This window comes from Sorangium sp. So ce119, from assembly GCF_051524405.1.
Lineage (GTDB): Bacteria > Myxococcota_A > Polyangia > Polyangiales > Polyangiaceae > Sorangium > Sorangium cellulosum_G.
Map to the genome: position 1 here is coordinate 1,012,811 of NZ_CP150311.1, position 25,294 is coordinate 1,038,104.

A 25,294-nucleotide genomic window follows, 5' to 3' on the forward strand; every position below is an offset into this window, starting at 1 on the left:
GCGGTAATGGTTCGGTCATGGCGCCACGGGGATGGCCGATCTCGTGCGACCCGGAGATCGCGTCATGAAAGCGCTTTCCCTCTGCCTGCACGGGCACGCGCCGTCGTGACGCGCTGCGCCTCTGTTTCGGTCGTGCGACGCGCGCTGTGGGCTGACGCGGACGCTAGCGCTTCAATTTTTCACGCTTGGCAGATCCACGGACCGTGGCGCTGTTGGCGTCCTGGTGGCTCTACTCTTCAGCTCTCGCGAGCTCGCCTCGTGCCGCGATGAAAAAGGATTTGAAGCGCAGAGGCACAGAGGAGGAGGAGGAGGAGGAGGAGGAGGAGGAGGAGGAGGAGAGAGAGAGAGAGAGAGAGAGAGAGAGAGAGAGAGAGAGAATTTAACGCCAAGGCGCAAAGACGCAAAGACGCCAAAATGCATAGATTGTTTTTGCGCCTTTGCGCCTTTGCGCCTTTGCGCCTTGGCGTTTGATTCTCTCTTCGGATCCCTGGCCGGACTCGTGGTGCGCAAGACTAGAGCGAATAGCCGCCGTCGCTCACCACGAGCGCGCCCGTCATGGTGGCCGACGCGTCCGAGAGCAGGAAGGCGATGATCCCGGCGATCTCGTCGGCGGTCGCGTAGCGGCCGAGCGGCGTCGCCATCGCGGCCATCTGGTCGAACGCGGCGCGCTCGCTCCCGGCGGTGGTCACGAGCGCCTGGAAGAAGGGCGTCTGGGTCCATATCGGCGTCTCGACCCCGCCGGGCAAGACGCCGTTCACGCGGATCCTGTCGGGCGCGCCTTCCTTCGCGGCCACGCGGACGAGCTGCGCCGCGCCCGCCTTGGAGGCCGCGTACGCGCCGATGCCCGGCTCGGCCTTGACCGCCGCGACCGAGGAGACGACGACCGCCGTCCCGCCCTGGCCCGTCTTCCGGAGGAGGCGAAGGCCCGCCCGGAGCGTCAGGAAGACGCCGTCGAGGTTCGCGGAGAGGACGCGCCGCCAGTCCTCGAAGGACGTCTCCGCGAGCGGCGCGCCGTGGGCGACGCCGGCGTTCGCGACGACATGGTCGAGCCTGCCGAAGCGGCGCTCGACGGCCTCCTCGAGCTCGGACCACGGGGGCTCGCTCCCCACGTCGCAGCCCCGCAGCAAGAGCTCCGGCCCGCGGAGCTCCTCGGCCAGGGCGTGGAGCGCGTCGCGGCTCCGGTCGACGAGGACAAGGCCGCCCACGCTCTGCGACAGCCTTCGCGCGGTCGCCGCGCCGATGCCCGACGCCGCTCCGGTGATGAGCGCGACTCGATCTGACATGCGCAAGGCGCCCTACCACGGCGGCGCCGCTGCGTGAACGCACGCCCGCAGGCGGTGACGTCCGGGCCGCTCGCCGGACGAGGCCGCGGAGGCCGCGCCCGCCTGCCGGCGCGCCGGCGACACGGGCGCTCGTGCTCGGCGGCGTTCCTGCGCCGCGAAGCTTTGAGGTCGCTCGCGCCCGTCCTATGCTTGGCTGCGACTCGGACAATGCGACGTCTTTACCGGCTCTCCGCCAAGATCAGCAAGCTCGTCCCGGCCAGTCGAACGCACGCCCACAAGGCACGAACGTCCCGGGCAGCACGGCTGGCCGAGGCGCAGGCGAGCACGGCCGCCGCCCTCGACGCACGGGGACGGGCGCGTGAGGCGCGGGACGGGCCGGAGCAGCAGCAGGCGGTGCTCAAATACGTCATCGCCAACGTCCCTCACGCCATCTTCTGGAAGGACCGCCAGGGTCGTTTCCTCGGAGGAAACCAGAACTTCCTCAACGACACGAACACGAAGGTCCTGGAGAACCTCGTCGGGAAGACCGACTTCGACGTGTGGGGCAGGCGCGACGACGTGGAGTTCTTCGTGAAGGTCGACCGGGAGGTCATGGAGCGTGGCACGCCGATGCTCGACATCGAGGAGCCGCTGCTCCGCCCGGACGGCCGGCGGCGGGTGCTGCTCACCAGCAAGGTGCCCCTGCGCGACGAGCGCGGCGAGGTCACCGGGCTGCTCGGGATCTACGCCGACATCACCGAGCGCAAGCAGATGGAGATCGAGCTCCAGAAGGCCAAGGAGGCCGCGGACGCCGCCGCCCGCGCCAAGGGAGAGTTCCTCACCGTGATGAGCCACGAGCTCCGGACCCCGCTCTCGCTCATCCTCGGTCCGATCGACTCCCTCCTGTCGAGCTCGAACGATCCGCTCTCGCCGCGGGTGCGCGCCGACCTGGAGCGCGTCCAGCGCAGCGGGCGGCGGCTCCGCCGGCTCGTCGACGACGTCCTCGATTACCAGAAGATCGAGGCAGGAAAGATGCAGATCCACCGGGAGGCCGTCGACGTGGGAGAGCTCGTCGCGGACATGGTGGACGAGGCGCGGCCCGCCGCGGAGCGCGGCGGGATCCGGCTCTCGATTCAGGTGGATCCCGCGCTGCGGACAGTCGCCCTCGACCGGCGCAAGTTCGAGAAGATCGCGCTCAACCTGCTGGGCAACGCGCTGAAGTTCACCCCGCCGGGGGGCCGCGTCGCGATCGACGTGCGGGCGCTCGACGAGAGGTTCGAGCTCTCCGTCGAGGACACCGGTCCAGGCATCCCGGCGGACAAGAGACACCTGCTCTTCCAGAAGTTTCAGCAGATCGACGCGTCGGCGACGCGCAAGCACGAGGGGACCGGGATCGGGCTGTCGCTGGTCAAGGAGCTCACGGAGCTGATGGGCGGCACGCTCGGCGTGGAGAGCGAGCCCGGGACCGGCTCCCGCTTCTTCGTGCGCCTCCCGCGCGCCGCGGAGGGCGCGGGCGCCACGAAGACCGCCGGCGCGCCGCAGCCGGCGGGAACGCAGGAGGCGCCGGCGTCGCAGGACGCGCCGGCGTCGCACGAGCCGCGGGAGGCGCTGAGGGCGCTGGGGTCGCCTGGCAGGGCGGCCGGCGTCGCGGAGCCCGCGCCGCGCGCGCGGGACGAGCGGGGCGCGGGCGGGCACCTCTCGTCCCGCGCGCGGGTGCTCGTGGTGGAGGACAACCCGGACATGGCCTCTTACCTGGAGAGCGTCCTGTCGCCCGAGCACGAGGTCACGCTGGCGACGAACGGCCGGGAAGCGCTCGAGTCGATCGGGGCGACGCGGCCCGACGTCGTCGTGTCGGACGTGATGATGCCGGAGATGGACGGCTTCGAGCTGGTCGGCCGGCTCAAGGGGAATCCGGAGCTCCGGGACATCCCGATCCTCCTGCTGACGGCGAGGGCGAGCCGGGCGGAGGCCGTGGTGGGGCTCGAGGTCGGCGCCGACGATTACGTGAGCAAGCCGTTCGACCCGCTGGAGCTCCGGGCGCGGGTGCGCGCGGCCGAGCGGCTGCACCGCGCCTACCTGGAGCTCGCCGCGAAGAACCGCGAGCTCGCGGCGGCGCTGGCGCGGCTCTCGGAGACGCAGGAGGAGCTGCTCCAGGCGGGCAAGATGGCGGCGATAGGGACGCTGGTCGCCGGGCTGTCGCACGAGATGAACAACCCGGTCTCGGTCATCATGATGAACGCCCAGCACCTCCTCAGGCGGCAGCGGAAGGGGCACGGGCTGCCCGACGAGGCGACGCTCCTGAAGACGCTCGTCACCATCGAGCGGCAAGCGAACCGCTGCTCGGAGCTCGTGACGGCGCTGCTCGAGTACGCGCGGGGCAAGCCGATCGGCCGGGAGCCGTGCGACGTGCGCGAGGCGCTCCGCCGCGCGGTCGACCTCTCCGCGCCGCGGGCGCGCGAGCGCCGGGTCCACCTCGAGGCGAGCAGCGCCGCCGCGCTGCCCGCGGTGCTCGTCAACACGTCGCAGCTCGACTCCGCCCTGCTCAACGTGATCGGCAACGCGCTCGATGCGAGCCCCCACGGCGGCGCGGTCGTGGTCGGGGCTCGCCCGCTCCCGCACGGGGACGTCCACGGCGTGGAGATCGACGTGCGCGACACCGGCTCCGGCATCCGCGCCGAGGACCTGAGCCGCATCTTCGAGCCGTTCTTCACGACGAAGCCGCCCGGACAGGGGACCGGCCTCGGGCTGTCGCTGACGCACCGGTTCATCACGGAGCACCAGGGCAGCATCCGCGTCGAGAGCCAGCCCGGCGAGGGCACCACGGTGCGCATGTGGCTGCCCGCCATGCAGTCGGACGGGGCGGGGTGAGGGGTTGGCCCGGCCACGAGGGCCTGGTGCGCCAATCCACCTGGGCTGCCTCGGGCGAGACCGAGGACGTCGAAGAATGAAAGAGCCTATCGAGACGGCGGACCCGCCCGTCGTGGGGTGATCGGCCTGTTCGACATCTCGTACCGGTGCGCGGTGGCCGCGGAGGCCGCAGGCAAGCCGGACCTTCCCGTCGACTTCCTCGACCTGGTCGACGCGAGCCGGCAGCGGCGACGCGCGACATTTCTCTCCACGGTGGGACAGGAATTTCCTGTTGCAAAAATGAAATGAGCTACGTACCGTCGACGTGAGAAAGGCATCTTCGCGCGCCTGTCCTCGCTTCCTCCGGGAGCCCCGACGGCGCGCGTGGGAGCGCCTTTCCTTCGTGGGGGCGCGGATGACGTTCGCTCTTGGCTTCGACCATTCCTCACATCGGAGACGCTCCGCCGCGCCGCGCGCCTGATGCTGGACTCCGCCCCTGTTCACCCGCCGTCAACGCCTCACCGGGAGCGCGCCCGGCGCGCCGGCGTTCCTGTCGGCATCGGCGTCAAGCTCGCCGCGGCGACCGTGGCGGTCCTCACCAGCGTCACCATCCTGGTCGCCAATCAGGTGATCCAGAAGACACGAGATGATCTCGTGTCGGCCAAGGCGAACGCCGCGTCGATGATGGCCGACCTCCTCTCGGCGGCCCTGACCGCGCCGCTGGACTTCGGCGATAAGGACGCGGCGCAGAGCGACCTCGACGAGCTCCGCTCGAACCGCGCGCTGATCGGCGCCGTCGCCTGGGGGAGCGACCCCGAGCCCGTCGCCCGGCTCGGGCAGCCGCCGGAGGGCCTGTCGGCGTTCACCGCCCGCGGCGCCGAGAACCAGGTCCTCGAGCGCGAGATCCGCGTGGCTCGCCCGGTCCTGCGCGACGACGGGCGGCGCCTCGGGACGGTCGTCCTCGTCCTGTCCCTCGAGCCCGAGAACGCGGCGTTCGCCGCGGCCCGCCGCGACATCCTCGAGTTCGCGGGGATCGTGGGCGCGATGACGGCCTTCCTGCTCCTCGCCTTCGCCCGGTGGCAGATCGTGCGCCCCCTCTCGAGGCTCGTCCACGCGGCGCGGCGCCTCGGCGAGGGGGACCGCACCGTCCGCGTGAACGTCGGCACGAACGACGAGCTCGGGCGGCTGGCCGACGTGTTCAACGCGATGAGCGCCGCCATCCTCGAGCGCGAGGGGAAGCTGGAGATGGCCACGAAGAGCCTCCGCGAGCTCTTCGACAACATGCGCGAGGCCATCGTGGCGTTCGGCCCCGACGGCCTCCTCGGCAGCGAGGTGTCGAGGCAAGCCAGGCAGATCTTCGGCGAGCGCGCCGAGGCGGGCCACCACGTCGCGGAGCTCCTCTACCGCGGCGGGCCGCTCTGCGTCGAGACCCAGGCGCTCCGGCAGTGGATCGACGTCGCGTTCGACGCGGAGCTCGACGTCTTCCCGGAGATCGCCGAGCTCGCCCCGCGCGCGGCGTGGATCGAGCGAGCGCCGGGCGACCGCAGGTTCCTGCGGCTCGAGTTCTGCCCCGTCGTCTCCGGCCAGAAGATCGCGCGCATCATGCTGCTCGCGACCGACGAGACCGAGCTCCGTCGCCTCGAGGAGAGCGTCAAGACCAAGGACGAGGAGCACGCGCGCCAGATCGCCGCCATGCGCCGCCTGATCGCCGGCGGCGGCCAGGTCTTCGTCCGCTTCATCGAGGTCTCGCGCGAGCGCGTGGCCCGGTGCAGCGAGATCCTGCAGAGCGGCGACCGGCTGAGCCCCGCGGACATCGACGAGCTCCTCCAGCTCCTGCACACCATGAAGGGCGAGGCCCGCTCGTTCGACCTGGAGCGCCTCGCCGACGAGGTCATGACGCTCGAGGGCGAGCTCGCCGTCGTCCAGGCGCGCGCGCGCTCCGAGAGCGGGATCTCCGTCGAGGGGTCGTCGGCGTCCTGGCGGTCGCGGCTCAAGCGCGTCGCCGAGGAGCTCACGCGCGCGCAGGAGACGTTCGTCGACGCCTCGCCCGTGGGCCGGGTCATCCTCGACCAGATCACCGTCCGCCGCACCGACGTCGCGCGCCTCGGCGAGCTCATCGGCGGGCAGGAAGGCGAGGCCGCCGAGATCGTACGCCGCCTCGGCGCCCGGCCGTTCGGCGAGGTGCTCGCGTCGCTGGCCGAGCGCATCCCCCGCTGGGCCGAGCAGGAGAGCAAGCGCGCGCGCCTCGAGATCGACGGCCGCGAGATCCCGATCCCGTCCGACCTCGCCCGCGTGCTCCCGGGCGTGCTCATCCACCTCGTCCGGAACGCGATCGCGCACGGCATCGAGCGCCCCGAGGCGCGCGTCCACCTGGGCAAGCCCGAGATCGGCGTGATCCGCGCCACCTGCATCGAGGATCAGCCGCTGCCCACGATCGTCGTCGAGGACGACGGCCAGGGCATCGACTTCGACGCCCTCGCGGCGAGCGCCGGCGTCGATCCCTCGGATCTTCGCGAGACGCGCGAGCTCCTCTTCGCCCCCGGCGTGAGCACGAAGGGCGACGTGAGCGACCTGGCCGGCCGCGGCGTCGGCCTGTCCGCGGTCCGCGCCGACCTCCTCTCGGTCGGCTGGCTCATCGAGGTGGACGCGTCGCGCCGGACCGGGACGGCGTTCGTGATCCGACCCCGCACGCAGGCTGTCCCTCGCCGCAACGGAGAATGACGCGATGTCGCAAGCCGGACGCATCCTGGTCGTCGATGACAGCGAGATCGTGCTGATGCGGATCCGCGTCGAGCTGTCGAGCGCAGGCTACGACGTGGTGACGACCACGCAGCTCGCGGGCACGGCCCGCCACCTGCGCGGCTGCGATCTGGTCATCATCGACTTCTTCATGCCCGGCCTGGACGGCGGCGCCGTGCTGCGCTCGCTCAAGTCCGCGCTGCCGGAGGGCGAGCGGCCGCCGCTCTTCTATCTCTACACGACGGACGCCGCGGCCGGCGCGCGCCACGCGGAGCTCGGGTTCGACGGCGTCTTCGGCAGGAAGGGCGATCTCCTCGCGCTCACGCCGCAGGTGCAGGCGGCGCTCCGCATCCGCAAGCTCTCCGGGCTGTCGCGCGGCAAGGAACGCAAGGCGTGACGCTCCTCCGGCGATCGTTCCTGATCGGCCTCGCGGCCGCGGCCGCGAGCGCGCCGCGCCGCGCCCGGGCGGAGACCGCCACCGCGCCCTTCGCCGTGCAGGCCGAGATCGTCGCGCGCATCCTGCCGTACGACCGCGGCTTCCCGGACAAGGCGCGGAGTCAGGTCGCCTTTCTGCTGCTCTCGAAGGCCGGAAACGCGGACTCGGCGAGCGCCGCGCAGCAGATGAAGAAGGCGCTGCTCGACATCGGCAACGTGCGTGACAGGCCGATCCACGTGGACAGGGCCGACTACACGACGCCGGCCGAGCTGACCGCGGCGTGCCGCGCGCATCAGATCAACGTCGTCTATGTCTCTTCCGGCCTGGCGAGGGAGGTCGCCGCGATCCGCGGCGCGCTCGCCGACAGCGGCGTCCTGACCGTCGCGGCCGTGGAGACGTACGTGCCGCTCGGCGTCGTGCTCGGCGTCGACGTCGCGAACGGCAAGCCGCGCATGAGCATCCACCTCGCGCAGGCCCGCTCCCAGGGGATCGATTTCCCGTCTTCTATCCTCAGACTGGCAAGGATCTATTGACGTGAGCTCGGCTCGTTTGGCACTGCTCTGCGCCGCGTCGCTCGCCTGGACGTCCGCCGCCCCGCGCGAGGCGCGCGCCGACGACGTCGGCTCGCTCCTCGAGATCCTCGAGGAGAACGTCGTCTCCGGCGCCTCTCGCGCCGCGGAGCGCGCGAGCGACGCGCCCGCCATGTCGTCGGTGATCACGGGCGCGCAGCTCGAGCTCTTCGGGCTGCGGCGCCTCGGCGAGGCCCTCAACTTCCTCGCCAACGGCGCCTTCGCGCACAGCCGCATGTCGGTCCCGGAGGTCGGCGCGCGCGGGGTCGCGCTGACCCGCGACGCGAACAGCCACGTGCTGGTCGTCCTCGACGGGATGGTCGTGAACGAGCAGGGCGGCGGGGCCGTCTTCCTGCACGATATCCCGCTCGACGTCGTCGACCATATCGAGGTGATCCTCGGCCCGGGCTCCGTGCTCTACGGGGCGCAGGCGATGCTGGGGGTCATCAACGTCGTCACGAAGAAGGCCGCGGATCACCGCGGCCTCCACGCCGCCGTGATGCTCGGGGCATCCCCGCCGCTCGACGAGTCGGGGGACATCATCGCCCCCTCGGCCCACAGCGTCGGGCACGACACCGCGCTGTCGCTGAGCTTCGGGCGCACCTTCACGCTGCGCGGGGAGCCCGCCGGCGTGGTCGCGGCGCTCGAGGTCGACGACTTCGAGGGGCCTCACATCCGCTTCCCGAAGCAGCCGCTCCCGAGGGAGGCGGACGGCAGGTCGTTCATGGACCTCGGCCCGCACGCCGAGCCGGGCACCTGGGGCGGCCCGGTGGAAGAGCAGTGGTTCCGGCGCAAGGCGGGGGCCTACCTGCGCCTCGACGCCGGCGACCTGAGCGCCACCGCGCAGGCGACGCGCTCGGCGTGGGCAGCGCCGTACATGGATCTCTACGAGAACCGCGTCGGGGCCTATGACGACGCGCGCAACGACAACATGCGGTGGCTCATCCTGAGCAGCGTCCGCTACCGCGCCCGCCTCAGCGAGCGGCTCGAGGGCGTGGCGCGCGGGTACTTCGGGTACAGCCGCGTCCTGCGCTCGCGCTACGTCGTCGGCCACGACCCCCTCGTGCCGGGCGTGCCGGTCGGCGTCCTCTCCCCGGAGCAATGCCCGCGCGGCCCCTCGGGGCCCTGCCGGAAGGAGGCGCTGTTCCTCTCGCGCTGGGTCGGTCTGGAGCTCCAGGGGCGGTACGACTGGCTGGGCGACGGCGCGTTCTCGACCATGGTGGGCGTCGACGGGCGGCTGCGCACGTCGGCCTATGAGTTCGTCACGTTCGACGACCTCACGGGCAAGAGCTATGGCTCCGACCCGGGGCTCACGCACTGGCACGGCGGCGGACACCGCCTCAAGGACGAGGCCGCGCTGGGCGCCTACGTGCAGCAGACGCTCCGCCCGCTGCGGCCCCTGTCGATCAACGCGGGGATCCGCGTGGACCTCGACTCGCGCATCCCGCTCGACTACCTGGCGAGCGCGATCTCGCCGCGCGCCGCGCTGATCGTCACGCCGGACGAGCGCGTCGCGCTGAAGCTCATCTATTCGAGCGCGTTCCGCGCGCCCAGCTTCGTCGAGCTCTACACGGTGACCGGCAGGCTGCAGCCGAACCCGGACGGCCTCAAGCCGGAGAAGGTCTCCTCGCTGGAGGCCGTCTCGACGTTCCGCAGCGGCGCGCACGCCTTCACCGTCGGCGGCTTCCACTCGGACTGGCGGGACGTCATCGAGCTGCAGATCGTGAAGGCCCAGGCGCCGAGCGTCTCGAAGTACAACAACGTGCCCGGCATCAAGAACTACGGGGCGAACCTGGCCTACGAGACGAGCTTCCTCGACCGGAAGCTGCGCGTCGGCCTGAACTCCACGCTCGCCCTGACGCGCCGCCGCATGTCGGAGCAGCAGATCGCGCGGAACGCGCGGTTCGGCACCGGCGACGAGGTCCCGATCACCGTCGCGCCGCAGGTGTACGGCAACGCGCACGTCTCGTACGAGCACGCGCGAGGCGCCGTGTCGCTGGCGGCCGCGTACATGGGCCGGCGGATCGCCGATCAGGCGTACTATGGCGGAGATCCGTCGAACATCGCGCCGCGCCCGGAGGTGCCGCCGCAGCTCGAGCTCCGCGCGGCGCTGACCGGCGCGGTGCCCGGGGTGAAGGGCGCCGGGTACACGCTCGGCGGGCAGTACGCGTTCTCGCCCCACGAGCCCTATGTCGTCGGGCCCAACCAGGGGCTGCCGCGCTATCTCGTGGAGAGCGGCCCGACCGCGGACTTCGCGCTGGCGAACCGGCTCACGCTATTTGCCGGGATCGCGCTTCACCTGGACGACGAACCGGCAGGCGGCCTGAACGAGGCGGCCGCGCCTCCTCCTGGCGCGACGGTCGGGCGCGCCGCGCTCGGAGCTGACCCGTGAAAGGCACACTCTATCCCTCGCTCCTCGTCGGTTTGTCGGCCTTATCCGGCCTCATGGCCTGGGGCTGTATCGAGGTCGGCCACCCCGTCGAGGTGGGCTGCGTCATCGAGTACGAGAACCCGAACTGCCGCGAATCGGGCGGCGCGACCACCTCGTCGCGCGCGAGCGGAGGCGCGTCGACCGGCGGTGGCGACGGCGCCCCCGGCGCGGGCGCGCACGGCGCGGGCGGGGCGGGCGGCACGGGCGGTGACGGCGGCGCCGCCGGGGCAGGCGGTCAGGGGGGCGACAGCGGTGATGGCGGTCACGGCGGTGATGGCGCTCACGGCGGCGACGGCGGCGGCGGCGGCAACCGGATGTGATGGTGAGCGGAGCATGACCGTCGATGTTGACAGCCGATCTCACCTCACATAATTGTAACATCGAATCTGGACTGCATCCTCGCGTGCCAGTCTCGGAGGGGTTTCATGGGCTACCGGAGCGTCGCCGATGGTGTTCTCAGGCCGACCAGCATGCTTGCCTGGCGGGAGGACAGCGACATGACGAGCGAGCTCGCGAGCGTGGTTCGCACGACCCGCGCGGGGTCCATTCCGCCCCGCGACGCCGGCCAGGCCCGCCGGATACCCCTGTCGAAGCGCCGGCTGCCCTGATCTGACTGGACGTCTGGAAGGTAGTCCTGCGATGACGGAGACCAAGGCCAGCCAGGCGCAGGAACCGGTGAGCGCGCGAGCCCAGCGCATGCTCGACGCGGTGCCGTCGATCGTGTGTGTGATCGACATCAAGGCGGCGCGGATCACGGCGCACAACGCCGCGCTGGCCCGCGCGGCCGGGTTCTCGGACGGGGAGCTGTCGGCGCGCGGCGTCGAGGCGCTCTCGGGCTGCATCCACGCGGACGACCTCGACGGCCTGGCCGCGCGCGCGGCCAGGCTCGCGTCGGCGCGGGACGGCGAGGTCGTCGAGGGCGAGCTGAGGGCGCGAGGGCGCGGGGGCGACGAGCGCCGCTTCGCGGCGCGCGCGGAGGTCTTCTCCCGGGGCGAGGACGGCGCCGCGCGCGAGGTGATCATCTGCGCCGAGGACGTGACCGAGCGGCGGCGCGCCGAGCAGCGCCTCGGGAGCGAGGCGCTGCTCGCCGAGGTCTGCGACCGCGCGCCGGTCCTCCTGTATGCGAAGGATGGAGAGGGCGCGTTCCTCCTGGCGAGCCGCTCGCTGGAAGAGCGCGCCGGCGTCGGGCCGGGCGGCCTGATCGGGAAGACCGACAGGGATGTCCATCCGCCGGAGGTCGCGGCCATTTACAAGGACATCGAGGACCTCGTGCGCACGAGCGGCGCCCCGTTCGAGGCCGAGGAGACCGATCCGCACGCCGAGGGCGCGAGGACGTTCTATTCGGTGAAGTTCCCGGTCCGGGGCAAGGGCATTCCGGAGGGCACCGTCGCCGGGATCTCCCTCGATATCACGCGCGTCAAGGCGGCGGAGCTCGAGCGGGAGGCGGCGCGGGACCAGCTCATCGCGGCGCAGCAGGACACGATCCAGGAGCTCGTGACGCCGCTCTTGCCGATCGCCGAGGGGGTGCTCGTCATGCCGCTCATCGGCTTCTTCGACAGCGCGCGGGCGAGCCGCATCATCGAGACGCTGCTCCAGGGCGTCGCGCGGCACGCGACCCGGATCGCGATCCTCGACGTCACCGGGGTCAAGGCGGTGGACGCGCACGTCGCGGAGATGCTGGTGCAGGCCGCGCGCGCGGCCGGGCTGCTCGGGGCGAGGGTCGTGCTCACCGGCATCCAGCCGGCGATCGCGCGGACGATGATCGAGCTCGGCGTCGACCTGCGAGGCCTGATCACGGCCGGGACCCTGCAGAGCGGCATCGCGTATGCGGTCCCGGTCGGGCAGGCTCGAGATGGAGCTGATCCGCGGCACCTGCACCGCGAGTGACGGCCATCTCGGCGAACGCGTCAATCCACACGGTATAAGGAGGGGAATCATGGTCCATCGCGCCATCTTGGGGGGCATCCTTTTGTCGACCGGCGTGATCGCCTGCAGCGAGGGCGACGCCGCGACGGGCGCCCCGGTGACGATCGCGTACATCACGCACAACAAGTGCAATCGATTCCACGATCTGGGCCGCGCTGGCGCCAGGCAGGCGAGCACGGAGCTGTCGAGCACGAGCACGCGGCCGGTCGAGGTGCTGGTCATCGATCCCGAGTGTCCAGCGCTCGACGAGCACGGCGAGCCGATAGATAACGACGACCCCTGCTACTTCTCGCGGCCGCAGATGAAGGTGATCCAGGAGGTCATCGACATGAAGGCGGACGCGATGGTCGTCGACGTCTTCGACGGGGTCTGCGAGAACGACATCATCAACCTGGCGGTGGACGGCGGCATGAAGGTCGTCACGTACGGCGGCGACGCGCCGACCAGCAAGCGCCACACCTACTACGGGATGGACAACAAGGCCGCCGCCGCGTTCCTCATGGACGCCCTCGCGACAATCAACGGCAAGACCGGCAAGATCGCCTTCCAGACGATGATGGAGGAGGACACGAACGGCGGCTACACGCCCACCGCCGCGGGGACGTTCATCGATCGATCCGCCGGGTTCTCCGAGGCGCTGGCGAGGTACCCGGACATGACGAGCGTCGCGAGCCTCCCCTGCCTCTGCTGCGACTACAAGGACCCGTTCTGCACGGGGCAAGCGCAGAAGGCGCTGGAAGATGATCCGGAGATCGTGGGCTTCTTCTTCTCCTACAGCAAGCTCCTCGGCGAGCCGGACCTCGAGACCAACGCGCCGCTGCTCGCCGAGCGAGCGGCGGCGAAGACCATTCACTCGGTGGCCTTCGATACGCTGCCCGAATACATGGAGCGAATGCGCGCCGGATACGTGGACGTGCTGCTCGGCCAGAAGCTGTTTGGCTGGGGTTACGACACCGTGCTGCTCGCGTACGACCTGGTCACCACCAACCGGCAGGTGAGCTCTTTCACCGATGCTGGCTGGTATGTCGTGTGTCCGAACAACCTCGACGAGTTCGAGCGCAACACGCAGGCGATGGACTACCGTACGCAGCTCTCGAAGTGCAGCCTGCTCCCCTGATCCAGGGGTGCCCGACGCGGCCGCCGCCCGCGGGGATCACAGGCAGCTACAGAGCGGATCCCCCGCGGCGCACGCGCAGCCCACCTTGGCGCCGGAGGCCCCATCGCGGCGGCGGGGCTCCGCCCCCTGCTGGGCAGCCTCGGCGGCTTGCTCCAGCGCCTCTTCGGGAGTCCCCGGCGCCTCGCCGCGCGCGGGCGGCTCCTCCGCCGGGGGCGCCGCCGCCTCGCCGAACGCGGGCGGGCGGGCGATGCTCATCCCGGTCCGTTCGGCGGGGCCGGGCTGCGCGACGCTCGGCTGCGGCCTGAAGCTGCCCACGGAGATGCCGACGTCCGGCTCCATGGCGCGAGGCGGCGGCGCGATGCCGCCCATGACGACCGTCGAGGGGGCGAGCGCCGTGCCGGCGGCGAGCAGGCTGCCTCCCAGGGCCGCGGCGGTGAGGTTGCGGATGCGCCGCCGGCTCACCCCCACGGGGCAGTCGGCCGTGAGCACCGTCCCGTCGGCGCGCCGGTAAAGCCGCACGCAGAGGTCGCCCGCGGACGCGCGGACGAGCCGCTCCGCCTCGTCGCGCGGCATCTCCGACAGGTTGTACACGTTCTTCTCGCAGGTGCGGCAGAAGCGCACCCGGTCATCGCCGACCATCTCGTCCCAGTGGGCGGGGCACGGGCTCGCGACGCGGAGGCTGTCGAGCAGCGGCAGGCCGCGGCGCGCCGTGAGGCCGTCGAGCCGCTCGCGCACGGTCGCCAGCTCCCCTTCGAGGTGCCGCTGGGTCTGCTCCAGGGCCGAGAGCTCACTCACCCGCTCCTTGACGGCCGCGAGCTCCTCGACGAGCTGGGCGTGGCGAGCGTTGAGGGCATCGACGTCGTCTCGGTAGGGGGTGGTCATGGCAGCTTGGACGGGGGGGCAGCGAAGGTATTGCTCGAGGCCGGCCGCCCGGCGGCAACGAGCACGGGAGTCTGTCCGTCTGCCAAACCTACCCCGACGCGCCCCTCGGGTCACCCCCGGGCGAGCGAGGCCGACGGCGGCGCTGCGGACGTACGGCGTGCGCAGCCCCCCGCCGGAGGTGACCCCGGTGGCCAAGGTGGCCTGAAGGACAACCCCTCTTGCGGAGCGAGCGCGGCTATCGCGGCTGCTGGATGGCGAACGCGATGCCGCTCTGGAGCGAGCCCAGCGTGATGATGCCGCGGAGATCGACGCCGAGCGCCACGAGGACCTGCGCGACCTCCGGGCGGATGCCGGTGAGGACCATCTGCGCGCCGAGCAGGCGCACGGCCCTCGCCGTCCGGAGGAGCGCGTCGGCGACGTGCGTGTCGACGTTGGACACGCCCGTGATGTCGAGGAGCACCACCCTCGCCTGATCGGCGCTGACGCCCTGGAGCACCCGCTCCAGGACGGCCGCGGCGCGTCCCGCGTCCATGGCGCCGACGAGCGGCATGAGGACGGCGCGGTCGCTGATGCGGAGCAGCGGCGTCGACAGCTCGCGCAGCATGGCGGCCTGCATCCGGATCACCTCGTCCTTGAGGCGCACGCGCTCCTCCTCGTCGCGCTTGCGCTCGGTCAGGTCCGCCGACACGGTCGCCAGCGCCATGGGCTGTCCGGTGTCCGGGTCCTTGATCAGGAAAGAGTTGTAGAGCACCGGAATCGGGGCGCCCGTCCTGAAGTGCCGGAACCTGAACTCCCCGATCCAGCGGCCGTGCTTCACGGTCTCGGGGATGATGTGATCCATGGCGTAACGCAGGTCCTCCGGGAAGAAGAAGCTGCCGACTTCGATGTCATCCAGCCCGCCGTCCGCGATGCCGACGAGCTGCCTCCCCGCCTCGTTGAGGTACTGCGCCTTTCCCTCCATGGTGGCGATGCCGATGAAGTCGGCGCTGTTCTCCGCCACGGCGGCGAGCCGCTTCCGCTCCTCCTCGACCCCGGCGAGCCGCGCCTCGCGCTCGTACGCGCCCTGGAGATCTCGCCGGTGATCGGCCAGCTCCTGCTCGCGCCGGGCCAGCTCTTGCTCCAGCCAGAGGACGCGATCTCGAAGCGCGCCCAGGTCCCCGTTCACCACACATGGATCGAGCTGGCCATTCATGCCCATGGCATCTACACCTCGTGTTCTCGCGCGCAGCGCCGCGGGATGGGCGCTCACGGACCACCGGAGTTCCCACGATCGCTGGCCGGGCTGCCAGCTTGACATGCCATGTGCCCGGGGCCCGATGGAGTATAGGCGACACGCAGCCCGCGGATCTACCGCGAACGCCCCGTCGGCAGCGCCGGCGCGCGGTCCGCGGCTTGCCTATCGCGCGCGGTCCGTGCGCGCGCACACGGGGAGAGGACATGCTTGGACAAGCCTTGATGATGAGGCGTGAGCGCACACGGGGCGAGGACGTGATCGAACAAGCTTCGATGAAGGCCCCAGCCATCGCGAGGGCGCGAGGGCGACGGACGAGCCCGGGCGCGCGCTCGCCGCCCGCGTCGGCCGCGTGGGCGCGCCCCTGCTGTGGTAGCTTGTCCGCATGACCAGCGCGACCGTGACGCTGCTCGGCGCGGCCGAGGCGTCGCGTCCCCCAGCGTGGCGGGCTCGCCTCATCGAGTTCCTGCTGGTGGGGGGCGCGACGCTCGTGCTCTTCCCCCTCGCATGGCTCCTGCGCAGGGCCGTCGGGCTCGATCCGGCGGAGCTCGCGGTCGGCTTCTTGACGTTCCACGCGGCGTCCTTGATCAACGACCCGCACTTCGCGGTGACATACCTGCTGTTTTACAAGGACGCGCGGCGCCGCGCGCTCGGCGGCGAGCTCGCCCCCGCGCAGCGCGCTCGCTACATCGCGGCCGGGCTCCTGGTGCCCCTCGCGCTCTCCGCGTGGGCGATCGTCGCGCTGGCGACCGGCTCCGCGCGGACCATGGGCTTCATGATCCAGCTCATGTTCTTCCTGGTGGGCTGGCATTACGTGAAGCAGGGCTTCGGCATCCTGACGGTGCTCTCGGCGCGACGCGGCCATCGCTTCGGCCCGACCGAGCGCCGGGCGATCCTGGCCCACTGCTTCGCCGGCTGGGCGTATGCGTGGGCGAGCCCGGCCGATCCGGGCCGCGAGGTCGCGGAGAAGGGCGTTGTCTACACGTCGCTCGCGCACCCGCCGGGGCTCGAGCTCGCCACCGGGATCGCCTTCGGCGCGAGCGCGCTCGCGCTGCTCTGGGTGCTCGCGCGCAGGTGGCGCGCGGAGCGGCGGCTACCGCCGATCGCGCCGCTGGCAGGGTTCTTCATCACGATCTGGCTCTGGACGGTGTACTCGAGCCTCGACCGGCTCATGGTGTACCTGATCCCGGCGCTGCACTCCGTGCAGTATCTGTATTTCGTCTGGCTCCTGAAGCGGAACGAGGCGCGCGAGGCCGAGGGCCCGCCGTCGTTCGGCAAGCCGACCGCGCTGCGCCTCGGGGTGCTGGCGGCGTCCGCCGTCGCGCTCGGATGGATGCTCTTCCGCGGCGCGCCCGCGTTCCTCGACGCCGCGCTGGTGCTCGGCGCGAGCGCGGGAGAGACCACGGCAGGCCTGGGCGAGACACCGTATTTCGCCGCCATCTACGTGTCCGTGAACATCCACCATTACTTCATGGACAGCGTGATCTGGCGCCGCGACAACCCGGACACGCGGTATCTGCTGCACTCGAGTTGATCCGGGCGGAGGGCGCGCCCGTGCGGCGCTCGGCCCGAGCGCCCCCGGCCCGGGCCGCGTCACGACCTCCTGGCCACCACCGCCCTCGCCGCGCGGGCAGCGAGCCAGCCGACAGCGGCCACGCCGCCGAGCGCAGCGGTCGCGGCCAGCGAGACCCGCACCAGCGCCGCGACGTCCTTCTCGGGCCGGTGATCGGGCAGGTAGGGCCGGGCCGCGCGCGGCAGCACCCACGACTCGCTCCCCGGGCCCTCGCCGCCGAGCGCGCGCACCACGCGGGCGAGCCGGGAGCTCGGCCTCGTGCGGCTCTGGATCCACGGGATGAACCGGTGCATCGGCACGTGGCCGGGGGCCTGCCGCTCCATCCAGGCGACGACGCGCTGGAGCTCGGCGGCGGTCGCGGCGGCGCTGCCGTCGCCTTCGAGGCGACGCCATTCGTTGTGCCCGGGCAGGATCCACGTGAAGCGGAGGTGGCCCGCCTCCGCCAGCGCGGCCAGGCGGCGCACGGAGCGGATCTGGCGCTCCCAGTCGTCCCAGCACTGGAGCCGGAACGCCGTGATGTGGCCGAGCCTCCGCGAGTACGCGAGGTGATCGCCGGTGAACAGGAAGCGGCCCCGGTACAGCAGGCACATCGATCCCGCGGTGTGGCCGGGCTGCGAGAGCACGGCGAGCTCGGCGCCGGCGAGCTCGCCGTCGGCCAGCGGCGCGCCCTCCAGCGTCATGGGCTCGGGGCGATCGGGGAGCTGGATCTCCACGTCGCCCGTGGACGCGCGGTACCCGCCGCCGCGCAGCGTCACGTCGGCCGCGCCGAGGATGCGGCGGCAGCCGGGGAAGCGCGCCGCGAACTCGGCGTGGTGCTCGGTGTGGTCACGGTGCGTGAGGAAGATCCACCGCACGCCGCCGTGCTCCTCGAGGAAGCGAAAGATGGCCTCGCTCGGCTCCGGGAGGTCGACGAGCACGCCGCCGCCGGGGCGCTCGATGAAATAGGTCGTGGCGCTGATGTTGTCGGCCGAGGGGTGGCCGAGCGCCCAGACCTCGTCCTCGATGCGGCGCGGCCAGGCGCGAAAGGGCGCGCCGAGCGCGCCGGGGCGCACCCGCCCGGGGGACGTCTTCAGGCGCAGCGCGTGGACCGGGCAGGCGGCGACCGCCGCGCGCGCCGCCTCGAGATCGGCCAGGCTCCGCGGCTGCCGCAGGACGCCCGTGAACGCCCCCTCATCGTAGGTGCCTTCCAGCACGGCGGGGGCGCGGCGCCGGACGTCGCCGTCGCCGCCGTCCATGCGCTCCCAGTGAGCCGGAGAGACCTCGCCCAGGAGCTCGGGCGCGAAGTTCCTGCAAACGCCTGCGCCGCAGCAGGCGCGCGTGATGTGAAGTCGACCCCAGTCGCCCTCATCGCTGTCTCTCTCGCTGTCGTTCGACGCATGGTCCATAGGGGCGCTGACACTATCACGCTGCCCGCGAGCAGGCATGCGCGCGCAGCCTGGGAGTGACGGACACATCAATACGCCGATGAGCACGTCCGCCGATCCTCAGGCGAGCTGGTCGGCGACCTCATCGGTCCACACGCGGAATCCCTTGAGCGTGTTCGGGCCGAAGGTCGTCGAGATCGCCACGTCGGCGGCGTCGCGCCCGCGGGCGATCAGCACGCGCCCGATGCGAGGCACGTTGTTGCGCGCGTCGAACGTATGCCACTCGCCGCCGACATAGGCCTCGAACCAGCCGGAGAAATCCATGGGCCCGTGGGGAGGAGGCACGCCGATGTCGCCCAGGTAGCCGGTGCAGTAGCGCGCCGGGATGTTCATGCAGCGGCAGAGCGCGATCGCGAGGTGCGCGTAGTCCCGGCAGACGCCCTTCCGGTCATTGAACGCCTCCCACGCCGTCTTGGTGGGGCTCGCGAACTCGTAGCCGAACGCGATGTGCCGGTGGACGAAATCACAGATGGCCTGCACGCGCCCCCAGCCGGCGGCGGACTGGCCGAACAGGCCCCACGCCGCCTCCGACAGGCGATCCGTCTCGCAGTACCGGCTGCCCAGCAAGAAGACCAGCGTCTCTTCCGGCAGCGCGTCGACGGCGTGCTGCTCGGCCGACGCCACGACGCGGTCCGGCGCGCCGGTGTCGTTCACCACCGTGTCGGCGGAGACCTTCAGTTCGCCGGCCGGCGCGACGATGCGGCTACACCAGTTGCCAAAGGCGTCCCGGTAGGACCGGGCCGGGATCGGCGGGTTGGTGAGCATGTGATCGGGCCGCACCAGATCCGATACGCGCGAGTGGTGGATGCTCAGCGTCAGGATGACGGGCGTGGGTTGTGGGAATTCGTAGAGCAGCTCGTAACCGACGCGGATCTGCATGCGGACACCTCGGGATGGTTGCGCGGCGCGCGTCACGAGCACGCACCGCGCGCCGGCCGAGCGACGCCGCTGATGACACCTGAACCGCGAGCGCGACAGCATCTCCAACGCACGCTCGAACGGTTTAGCGGCCATCCTGCGCGCAGCGCGCGAGTATGTCAAGAACGATCCGCCGCCGGCCGCGGTGATCCTTCCCATTGGTCCATCGGTCCATCGGCTCATCGGTCCATCGACCGGACCGGCGCCCTGTACCAGCGCTATTGTTTCCGATCGATGAACGCGCCGTGGCGGGCTCGGCGCATGGACGGAATCGCGAGGCGTGAGGACGTATTCGCGCGGGATGCGCGGATCCGGGCCTGTCGACGCGTGACGATGCGCTGACCCCACGGGGGCCCAACCTTCATGTAGAAGCGAACCATGGAACTCGTTGCTGTCCTGATCGCCCACTCCACACTGTCGGTCTTTTTTCAGACCTTCTTCCTGCACCGGTACGCCTCGCATCGGATGTTCACGATGTCGAAGCGCTGGGAACGGATCTTCCATCTCCTCACCTACCTCACGCAGGGATCCTCGTACCTTGTGCCCCGGGCATACGCGATCTTGCACCGCATGCACCACGCCTACAGCGACACGCCGAAGGACCCGCACTCGCCGCGGTACTTCTCGAGCGTCGTCCCGATGATGCTGTCGACCGCGAAGCGCTATGACGCCATCTGCGACGGCACCGCGGAGATCGAGCCGCGCTTCCTCGGCGGCTACCCCGAGTGGCCCACGCTCGATCGCATCGGCAACTCGTGGGCCAGCCGCCTCGCCTGGGGGACGGGCTACGCGCTCTTCTACATCGCCTTCGCCACGCAATGGTGGCAATTCCTGTTCGTCCCGCTCCACTGGACCATGGGCCCGCTCCACGGCGCCATCGTGAACTGGTGCGGCCACCGCTACGGTTACCGCAACTTCAACAGCGACGACGACTCGCGCAACACGCTGGCCCTCGACCTCGTCACGCTGGGCGAGCTCTTCCAGAACAACCACCACAAGTACGCGCAGAGCCCCAACTTCGCGGTCCGCTGGTTCGAGATCGACCCGGCGTACCAGGTCATCCGCGTGCTCGCCTGGGCAGGCATCCTCAAGATGCCCGAGAGGCGCCAGGTCGCCCGCCTGGACACCGGGGCCGCCGGCGTCGAGGGTTGAGCGCCCCTCCCCGGAAGAACCATTTTTCCTGCTGCCCGAGGAGCAACCTCGACCGAGATCGCCGCGCCGGCGAAGCGTCGGCGAAGCGGCGGCAAAGCGGCAACAAAAATAGCGCGCGCTTCACCGATAAGCGTGGTGCCGCGGCGCCTTTTTCTGCTATACACCTGCACACACGCAGAGAAGTTGTTGGCGTTGCCGCCTGGACCATCGGCCAGAGACGGCAAGCACGGCCGTCTGTCGACGTTCGAGGCAACTCATGCACAGCCCTGGGACGCACGCGCCTCGCGTGCCTTCCCGCCTCGGGAGAACGTCGAGATGATCCATGCGTCCACGCCGACCACCCCCGCCGCGCCGAGCGGCGCCATGCTGGGTGAAGGCCTTGTCTCGGTCGCGCCGTCGCGCGCCGAGCGGATGCCGACCGACGAGCGGATGCCGACCGATCTGCGCGCGCTGGCGCTCTGCCTCGCGGGCCCCTTCGCCGGCCTCTCCGAGGGGGCGCGGCGGTGCCTGGCCCTCCGCTGCGACGGGTTCGCCGAGCTGATCCAGGCCCAGGGGGCCGTCGCCGAGGCCGGCGACGACGTGCGCTCGTGGCCTCGCTTCCTCCTGAGCGCGCTGTTCGCGCTCCGCTCCGCCGGGGACGCGCCGCCGCTCTCGGAGCAGGACGAGGCGTGGATGGTGGCGGAGGTCGAGGCTGATTTCGGGGAGGCGCTCGCGCGGTTCGAGGCACGGACGGGAAGGCCGCCCTCGCGGATCCCGCCGCGCCCCATGCTTCCGCTCCAGCAACTCGCGCGCTGAGCGCAGAGAGGGTTCGATCATGAATGAGTCGTTGTCACGGGTCGTGGACGGCGTGGAACAGAGGCTCTGCTGGCGCTTCCAGGTGCACGGGAGGAGCGATGTCGTGTACGAGCCCGCGCTCAACCTGCGCGGCCCGTTCGATCGCGACAGGCAGCGCCACCTCAGGTCGGGCGAGACGTTCCAGCGGCTGGATCGCTCGGGGTCGCCCCGGAAGTACGGCGGCCTCGTCTGGCAGCCGACGAGCGCGCTCGCCGTCTCCGACCGGTAGAGCCCCCCCTTCACGGAGCCCGGCCGCCGCCTGGCCGCCCCGGAGAGACACGTCACGCGGGCCGCGCGAAGCGGCCACCAGCCGCACGAAGCGGCCACCAACGGAGTTGCAACTCATCGCCATGTCCATCCCTCAGAAGCCAATCGCCTCCGCCCTGCTGCTCGCCACCGCGGCCCTCCTCACCTTCCGCGCCACGTCGCGCGACCGGAGCGGCTCGACGCTCGGCGTGCTCGTCGACGCGACCGGCGCTCCGCAGCACCTCGTGATCGAGTCGGCCGGCGCGGAGGGCACCTGGACGCTGGCCAGCGCGCCCAGCGGCCGCGCCTCCTACCTCCTGTACGAGAGCGCCGCCAACGTGCTGCGCGGCGGAAACTTGAGCGATGACGGGAGCATCTCCTTCCACGGAGCCCTGTACAGCATCGAGTCGTCGCTCGACGGAAACACCCGCACGGCCAAGGTGAGCGGCAGCGTCTGAGCGGCTGCCGGATCGATCGCGCTCACCTCGGCGGCGCGACCGGGCAGAGCCCGGTGTGCATTCTCACGGCAATCCCACATCCCAGCTCGGCCACCCTGGCCGCCCGCTTCAGGCGCGCTCGCGCGAAGCCCATCCGGGTGAACCGGTTCACTTGGGCAGTCTCGTCGGCAGCCGGTCGGCATGGTGGCGATCGACTGGCACACGCCCCCCTGCAACGACGACATCAGCGTGTCCGACTTCGCGGCTGACATCGAGACGCCGCTCGCCACCCTCCCGGTCGACGGAGAGGACGTCCCGATCTACGCGCAGGGCGGCGGCGCCCCGCTCGACGCCGAGGCGCACTGCGCGCTGTCGCTCGGCTCCAGCGCCGATATCCCGGAGAACCTCAAGTGCACCGGAGAGCCTCTCTCGCGACATGCCCCGAGCGCGCCTCGGCAGGACCCCGCGGTCTGCTTCGACGCGACGACCTGCCAGTAGCGCATCGCGTGGTGAGGCGCGGTCGTCCCGACACGACCGCGCGCGCCGCTCCCGCGTCCCCGCCCGCTCCGACGCGAACACCGCCAGCACGAGCGTCGGACGAGTGGATTCAATGATGCACAGGCAGTGATGAGGGCCGCCGCGGTGGACTATTGACGCCGACGGTGTGAGCGTTCACATTGCGCCACGTGGGCACACACCCCCCGGGGCGGGCTCCTGTTGTGTAACGAACATTCAGAGCTCGGGCGCTCGTTGCCCGATCCCGGGGCGCCCCTGACCGCTGGCAAGGTGCCAGCGAGGAGCAGACGATGAGACGATGCAGCGCGCATGTCATGATGGTTCTCCTGGCCGGGTCTCTGATCGCGGCCTGCGGTGATAACGACGCCGAGGTTGCGCTCACGATAGAGGCCAGCGGCGAGGGCACGACCGACCCCGCGCCCGGAACGTACACGCACAAGGCTGGTAGCTGGGTCACCGTGACCGCGACGCCCGCCCCGGGCCTCAACTTCCTGGGATGGAGCGGCGACGGCGCCGGGCTGAGCAACCCGTTGACCGTCTCCCTGGACGGGAGCAAGACGTTGAAGGCCACGTTCGGCACGGCCTTCAGCCCGACGACCTACCAGAACCCGGTCCTGCCCGGCGATCACCCCGACATGAACCTCTACCGGGAGGGCGACACCTTCTACCTGGTCGGGTCGAACTTCCACATGATGCCCGCCTTCGAGATCCTCCGCTCGACGGACCTCGTGCGCTGGGAGCGCATGAACCGGGTGGTCGACTCCACCGCGGCCGCGCTGAAGAACCAGGTCGGCCCCGGCCAGGGCACCTGGGGTGGCTTCATCGTCAAGACCGATGACCTCTACCGGGTCTACTACTCCGTCGGCGCCACGCAGCATTTCTCCTCGGCGCCGAGCCTCGAGGGCCCGTGGTCGGAGCCCACCAAGGTCGAGATCTTCCCGTACACGCCGCCCGGCAGCGACATGTCGTACATGCGAGGCACCGGCTCCGACAACTCGGTGTTCGTCGATCCGGACAGCGGCAAGACGTACATGATCATCAAGAACGGCCTGTGCAAATGGGACGCTGAGCACCCCAACGACTTCGGCATCAACCTGGTCACGGAGATCGACCCCGAGACCGGGATGCTGCTGCCGGACACGACCATCGATCTGAGCTTCATCAACTGGGATCAGGAGACCGGCGGCTGCGGAGAGTTCAGCAACGCGGACTGGAGCAAGTGGGCCGAGGGGCCGACGATGGCCAAGCGCGGCGACTGGTACTATTACTTCGTGTCGACGCACACGGCCTGCGGCGGCCAGATGCACGCCTGGGCGTCGAAGAAGCTGGTCGGCAGCACCGCCGAGGACTGGACGTGGCTCGGCTACGTCCTGACCGGCGAGGAGCCGTACGCCGGCGTGCAGCACGGCACGGCGCCGATCGAGCTCGACGACGGGACGTGGTGGATCTTCGCCCACTCGTACGATTGCACCAACGTGGGCACCAACGACACGAAGAACGGCGAGTGGATGGGGCTGGCCCGCGAGGGGCTGCTCCTGCAGGTGACCTGGGAGGACGAGGAGGTCGGCGGGAAGACGATCCCGGTCCCGCGGTACCCGAGCCAGGTGCGCGACCTGCCGGCGCCCCAGCTGCCGCAGAGCGACGTGCCCTTCCTGCTGCCCGTGAACGACGAGTTCTCGTCCAACGAGATCGGCCCCGCCTGGACCACCTACGGCCGCTCCGAGCACAAGTATTCGGTGACCGACCGCCCGGGGTGGTTGCGGATCGATCCGGACGCCGATCAGACCACGTGGGTCGTGCAGAAGGACGCGCTGCACTCGAGCAGCATGGTCGCGAGGCTGGAGTTCACGCCCGGGGACGACGGCGACGCCGCCGGCGTCCGCGTGGGCAACGGCTACTGGCAGGACGAGCAGGTGCTCACCGCCCCGACGTGGATGACCAGCGGCGAGAGCTTCGCGCTGCCCGCCGCCATGGAGGTCTCCGTGGCGCGGGTCATGGAGGACGGCGCCGACAAGATCCGGTTCGCCTTCCGCTCGCGCTCCGTCAAGCCCCTGAAGGAGGGTGAAGCCGCGTACACCGAGCTCGACGAGCCGGTCGTGGTGAGCGAGTCGGTCCCGGCCCCCACCGGCGAGATGGTCTGGCTCAAGCTCGAGCGCACCAACCACAAGGCCACCGGCTGGTTCAGCAAGGATGGCATCGAGTGGACCCAGGTAGGCTCCGAGATCGATATCTCCCCGCTCGACCAGTTCTACGCGATGGCCCACACCTGGATCGGGAACCAGGCCGGCATGTTCGCGACGAACAAGAGCGCCGATTTCGACCTCTTCGCCTACCGTGACGGGTTCACCTCGATCCCGGCCGCGGAGGCGAACCAGCAGTCCGGCGCCGAGATCGTGTCGAGCGAGGCGGCAGGATCGGCGCTGGGGCTGGAGAGCGGCGACTGGGCCATGTACGGCAGCGTCTACCTGGGGAACAGCCGCGCGCACGCGGACGCCATCGAGCTGAAGGTCTCGAGCGTCGGGCAAGGCGGCGACGTGGAGGTCTGGATCGATCCGCTGGCCGGCGGCTCGGCCATCGGCACCTGCAAGATCCCCGCGACGGGCGACTGGGAGAAGTGGACGACCGTGAAGTGCAACCTGGTGCCCACGACGGGCACCCACGAGGTGTACCTGAAGGCGACGGGCGGTGATGGCGAGCTGCTCCGCCTCGCGTCGCTGCGCTTCGTGCCCGCCCGCTGACCTGCCGCGCCTCCGG

General features: G+C 70.9%; 22 protein-coding genes. 17 read left to right on the forward strand and 5 right to left on the reverse strand.

The features are described from left to right. Window positions 1–203 precede the first annotated feature (203 nt). On the forward strand, window positions 204–383 hold the full coding sequence (locus WME76_RS48105; protein ID WP_437962938.1) for a hypothetical protein: 180 nt from the start codon (window positions 204–206) through the stop codon (window positions 381–383). A gap of 129 nt (window positions 384–512) precedes the next feature. Here the strand turns inward: WME76_RS48105 and WME76_RS48110 are convergent, their stop codons facing one another. After that, window positions 513–1,283, reverse strand: coding sequence for an SDR family NAD(P)-dependent oxidoreductase (locus WME76_RS48110; protein WP_437962939.1), 771 nt, complete (start codon window positions 1,281–1,283; stop codon window positions 513–515). Window positions 1,284–1,490: 207 nt separating this feature from the next. Here WME76_RS48110 and WME76_RS48115 point away from each other — a divergent pair, with 207 nt between their 5' ends. The 9 genes from WME76_RS48115 (at window position 1,491) to WME76_RS48155 (ending at window position 13,327) form a co-directional block, all read left to right on the forward strand. Then, window positions 1,491–4,130 (forward strand): ATP-binding protein, encoded by a 2,640-nt coding sequence (locus WME76_RS48115; RefSeq protein WP_437962940.1) that lies wholly within the window; start codon window positions 1,491–1,493, stop codon window positions 4,128–4,130. Between the two features lie 117 nt (window positions 4,131–4,247). Continuing rightward, window positions 4,248–4,418 carry a hypothetical protein gene (locus WME76_RS48120; protein ID WP_437962941.1) on the forward strand — a complete coding sequence of 57 codons (171 nt, stop codon included), beginning with the start codon at window positions 4,248–4,250 and terminating at the stop codon, window positions 4,416–4,418. Window positions 4,419–4,589: 171 nt separating this feature from the next. Then, window positions 4,590–6,830: a HAMP domain-containing protein gene (locus WME76_RS48125; RefSeq protein WP_437962942.1), complete on the forward strand. Its 2,241-nt coding sequence runs from the start codon at window positions 4,590–4,592 to the stop codon at window positions 6,828–6,830. Between the two features lie 4 nt (window positions 6,831–6,834). Further along, window positions 6,835–7,245 carry a response regulator gene (locus tag WME76_RS48130; protein ID WP_433933656.1) on the forward strand — a complete coding sequence of 137 codons (411 nt, stop codon included), beginning with the start codon at window positions 6,835–6,837 and terminating at the stop codon, window positions 7,243–7,245. After that, complete coding sequence (locus WME76_RS48135) at window positions 7,242–7,817, forward strand: YfiR family protein (protein ID WP_437962943.1); 576 nt, start codon at window positions 7,242–7,244, stop codon at window positions 7,815–7,817. Before WME76_RS48130 ends, WME76_RS48135 begins: the two co-directional genes overlap by 4 nt. A gap of 1 nt (window position 7,818) precedes the next feature. Beyond that, a complete protein-coding gene (locus tag WME76_RS48140) occupies window positions 7,819–10,245 on the forward strand; it encodes a TonB-dependent receptor plug domain-containing protein (RefSeq protein ID WP_437962944.1) in 2,427 nt (808 codons plus the stop codon). Then, window positions 10,242–10,604: a hypothetical protein gene (locus WME76_RS48145; RefSeq protein WP_437962945.1), complete on the forward strand. Its 363-nt coding sequence runs from the start codon at window positions 10,242–10,244 to the stop codon at window positions 10,602–10,604. Before WME76_RS48140 ends, WME76_RS48145 begins: the two co-directional genes overlap by 4 nt. A 319-nt stretch (window positions 10,605–10,923) precedes the next feature. Further along, window positions 10,924–12,171, forward strand: coding sequence for a PAS domain-containing protein (locus WME76_RS48150; protein WP_437962946.1), 1,248 nt, complete (start codon window positions 10,924–10,926; stop codon window positions 12,169–12,171). A gap of 49 nt (window positions 12,172–12,220) precedes the next feature. After that, the gene (locus tag WME76_RS48155) at window positions 12,221–13,327 is read left to right on the forward strand and encodes a substrate-binding domain-containing protein (protein ID WP_437962947.1); all 1,107 of its coding nucleotides are present in this window, start codon (window positions 12,221–12,223) and stop codon (window positions 13,325–13,327) included. A 36-nt stretch (window positions 13,328–13,363) separates the two neighbouring features. Here WME76_RS48155 and WME76_RS48160 read toward each other — a convergent pair whose 3' ends face one another. Together WME76_RS48160 and WME76_RS48165 are read right to left on the reverse strand one after the other, a co-directional pair. Continuing rightward, on the reverse strand, window positions 13,364–14,209 hold the full coding sequence (locus WME76_RS48160) for a hypothetical protein (RefSeq protein ID WP_437962948.1): 846 nt from the start codon (window positions 14,207–14,209) through the stop codon (window positions 13,364–13,366). 235 nt (window positions 14,210–14,444) lie between these two features. Beyond that, window positions 14,445–15,407 (reverse strand): STAS domain-containing protein, encoded by a 963-nt coding sequence (locus tag WME76_RS48165; protein WP_437962949.1) that lies wholly within the window; start codon window positions 15,405–15,407, stop codon window positions 14,445–14,447. Window positions 15,408–15,825: 418 nt separating this feature from the next. Between WME76_RS48165 and WME76_RS48170 the strand changes: the two genes are divergently transcribed. Next, entirely contained in the window at window positions 15,826–16,974 is a 1,149-nt protein-coding gene (locus WME76_RS48170; protein WP_437962950.1) for a hypothetical protein, read from the forward strand. Window positions 16,975–17,033: 59 nt separating this feature from the next. Here the strand turns inward: WME76_RS48170 and WME76_RS48175 are convergent, their stop codons facing one another. Together WME76_RS48175 and WME76_RS48180 are read right to left on the reverse strand one after the other, a co-directional pair. Beyond that, on the reverse strand, window positions 17,034–18,398 hold the full coding sequence (locus WME76_RS48175; RefSeq protein WP_437962951.1) for an MBL fold metallo-hydrolase: 1,365 nt from the start codon (window positions 18,396–18,398) through the stop codon (window positions 17,034–17,036). Window positions 18,399–18,497: 99 nt separating this feature from the next. Continuing rightward, window positions 18,498–19,316, reverse strand: coding sequence for a transglutaminase domain-containing protein (locus WME76_RS48180; protein WP_437963033.1), 819 nt, complete (start codon window positions 19,314–19,316; stop codon window positions 18,498–18,500). A 417-nt stretch (window positions 19,317–19,733) separates the two neighbouring features. On the opposite strand from WME76_RS48180, the gene WME76_RS48185 reads away from it, so the two are divergent. From WME76_RS48185 to WME76_RS48210, 6 genes are all read left to right on the forward strand, one after another. Then, window positions 19,734–20,507: an acyl-CoA desaturase gene (locus tag WME76_RS48185; protein WP_437962952.1), complete on the forward strand. Its 774-nt coding sequence runs from the start codon at window positions 19,734–19,736 to the stop codon at window positions 20,505–20,507. A 315-nt stretch (window positions 20,508–20,822) separates the two neighbouring features. Continuing rightward, complete coding sequence (locus WME76_RS48190; protein WP_437962953.1) at window positions 20,823–21,302, forward strand: hypothetical protein; 480 nt, start codon at window positions 20,823–20,825, stop codon at window positions 21,300–21,302. Window positions 21,303–21,321: 19 nt separating this feature from the next. Then, entirely contained in the window at window positions 21,322–21,570 is a 249-nt protein-coding gene (locus tag WME76_RS48195; RefSeq protein ID WP_437962954.1) for a hypothetical protein, read from the forward strand. A 121-nt stretch (window positions 21,571–21,691) separates the two neighbouring features. Then, the gene (locus WME76_RS48200; RefSeq protein WP_437962955.1) at window positions 21,692–22,045 is read left to right on the forward strand and encodes a hypothetical protein; all 354 of its coding nucleotides are present in this window, start codon (window positions 21,692–21,694) and stop codon (window positions 22,043–22,045) included. Window positions 22,046–22,225: 180 nt separating this feature from the next. Beyond that, window positions 22,226–22,522, forward strand: coding sequence for a hypothetical protein (locus WME76_RS48205; protein ID WP_437962956.1), 297 nt, complete (start codon window positions 22,226–22,228; stop codon window positions 22,520–22,522). Between the two features lie 308 nt (window positions 22,523–22,830). Beyond that, window positions 22,831–25,278 carry a family 43 glycosylhydrolase gene (locus tag WME76_RS48210; RefSeq protein ID WP_437962957.1) on the forward strand — a complete coding sequence of 816 codons (2,448 nt, stop codon included), beginning with the start codon at window positions 22,831–22,833 and terminating at the stop codon, window positions 25,276–25,278. Window positions 25,279–25,294 lie beyond the last annotated feature (16 nt).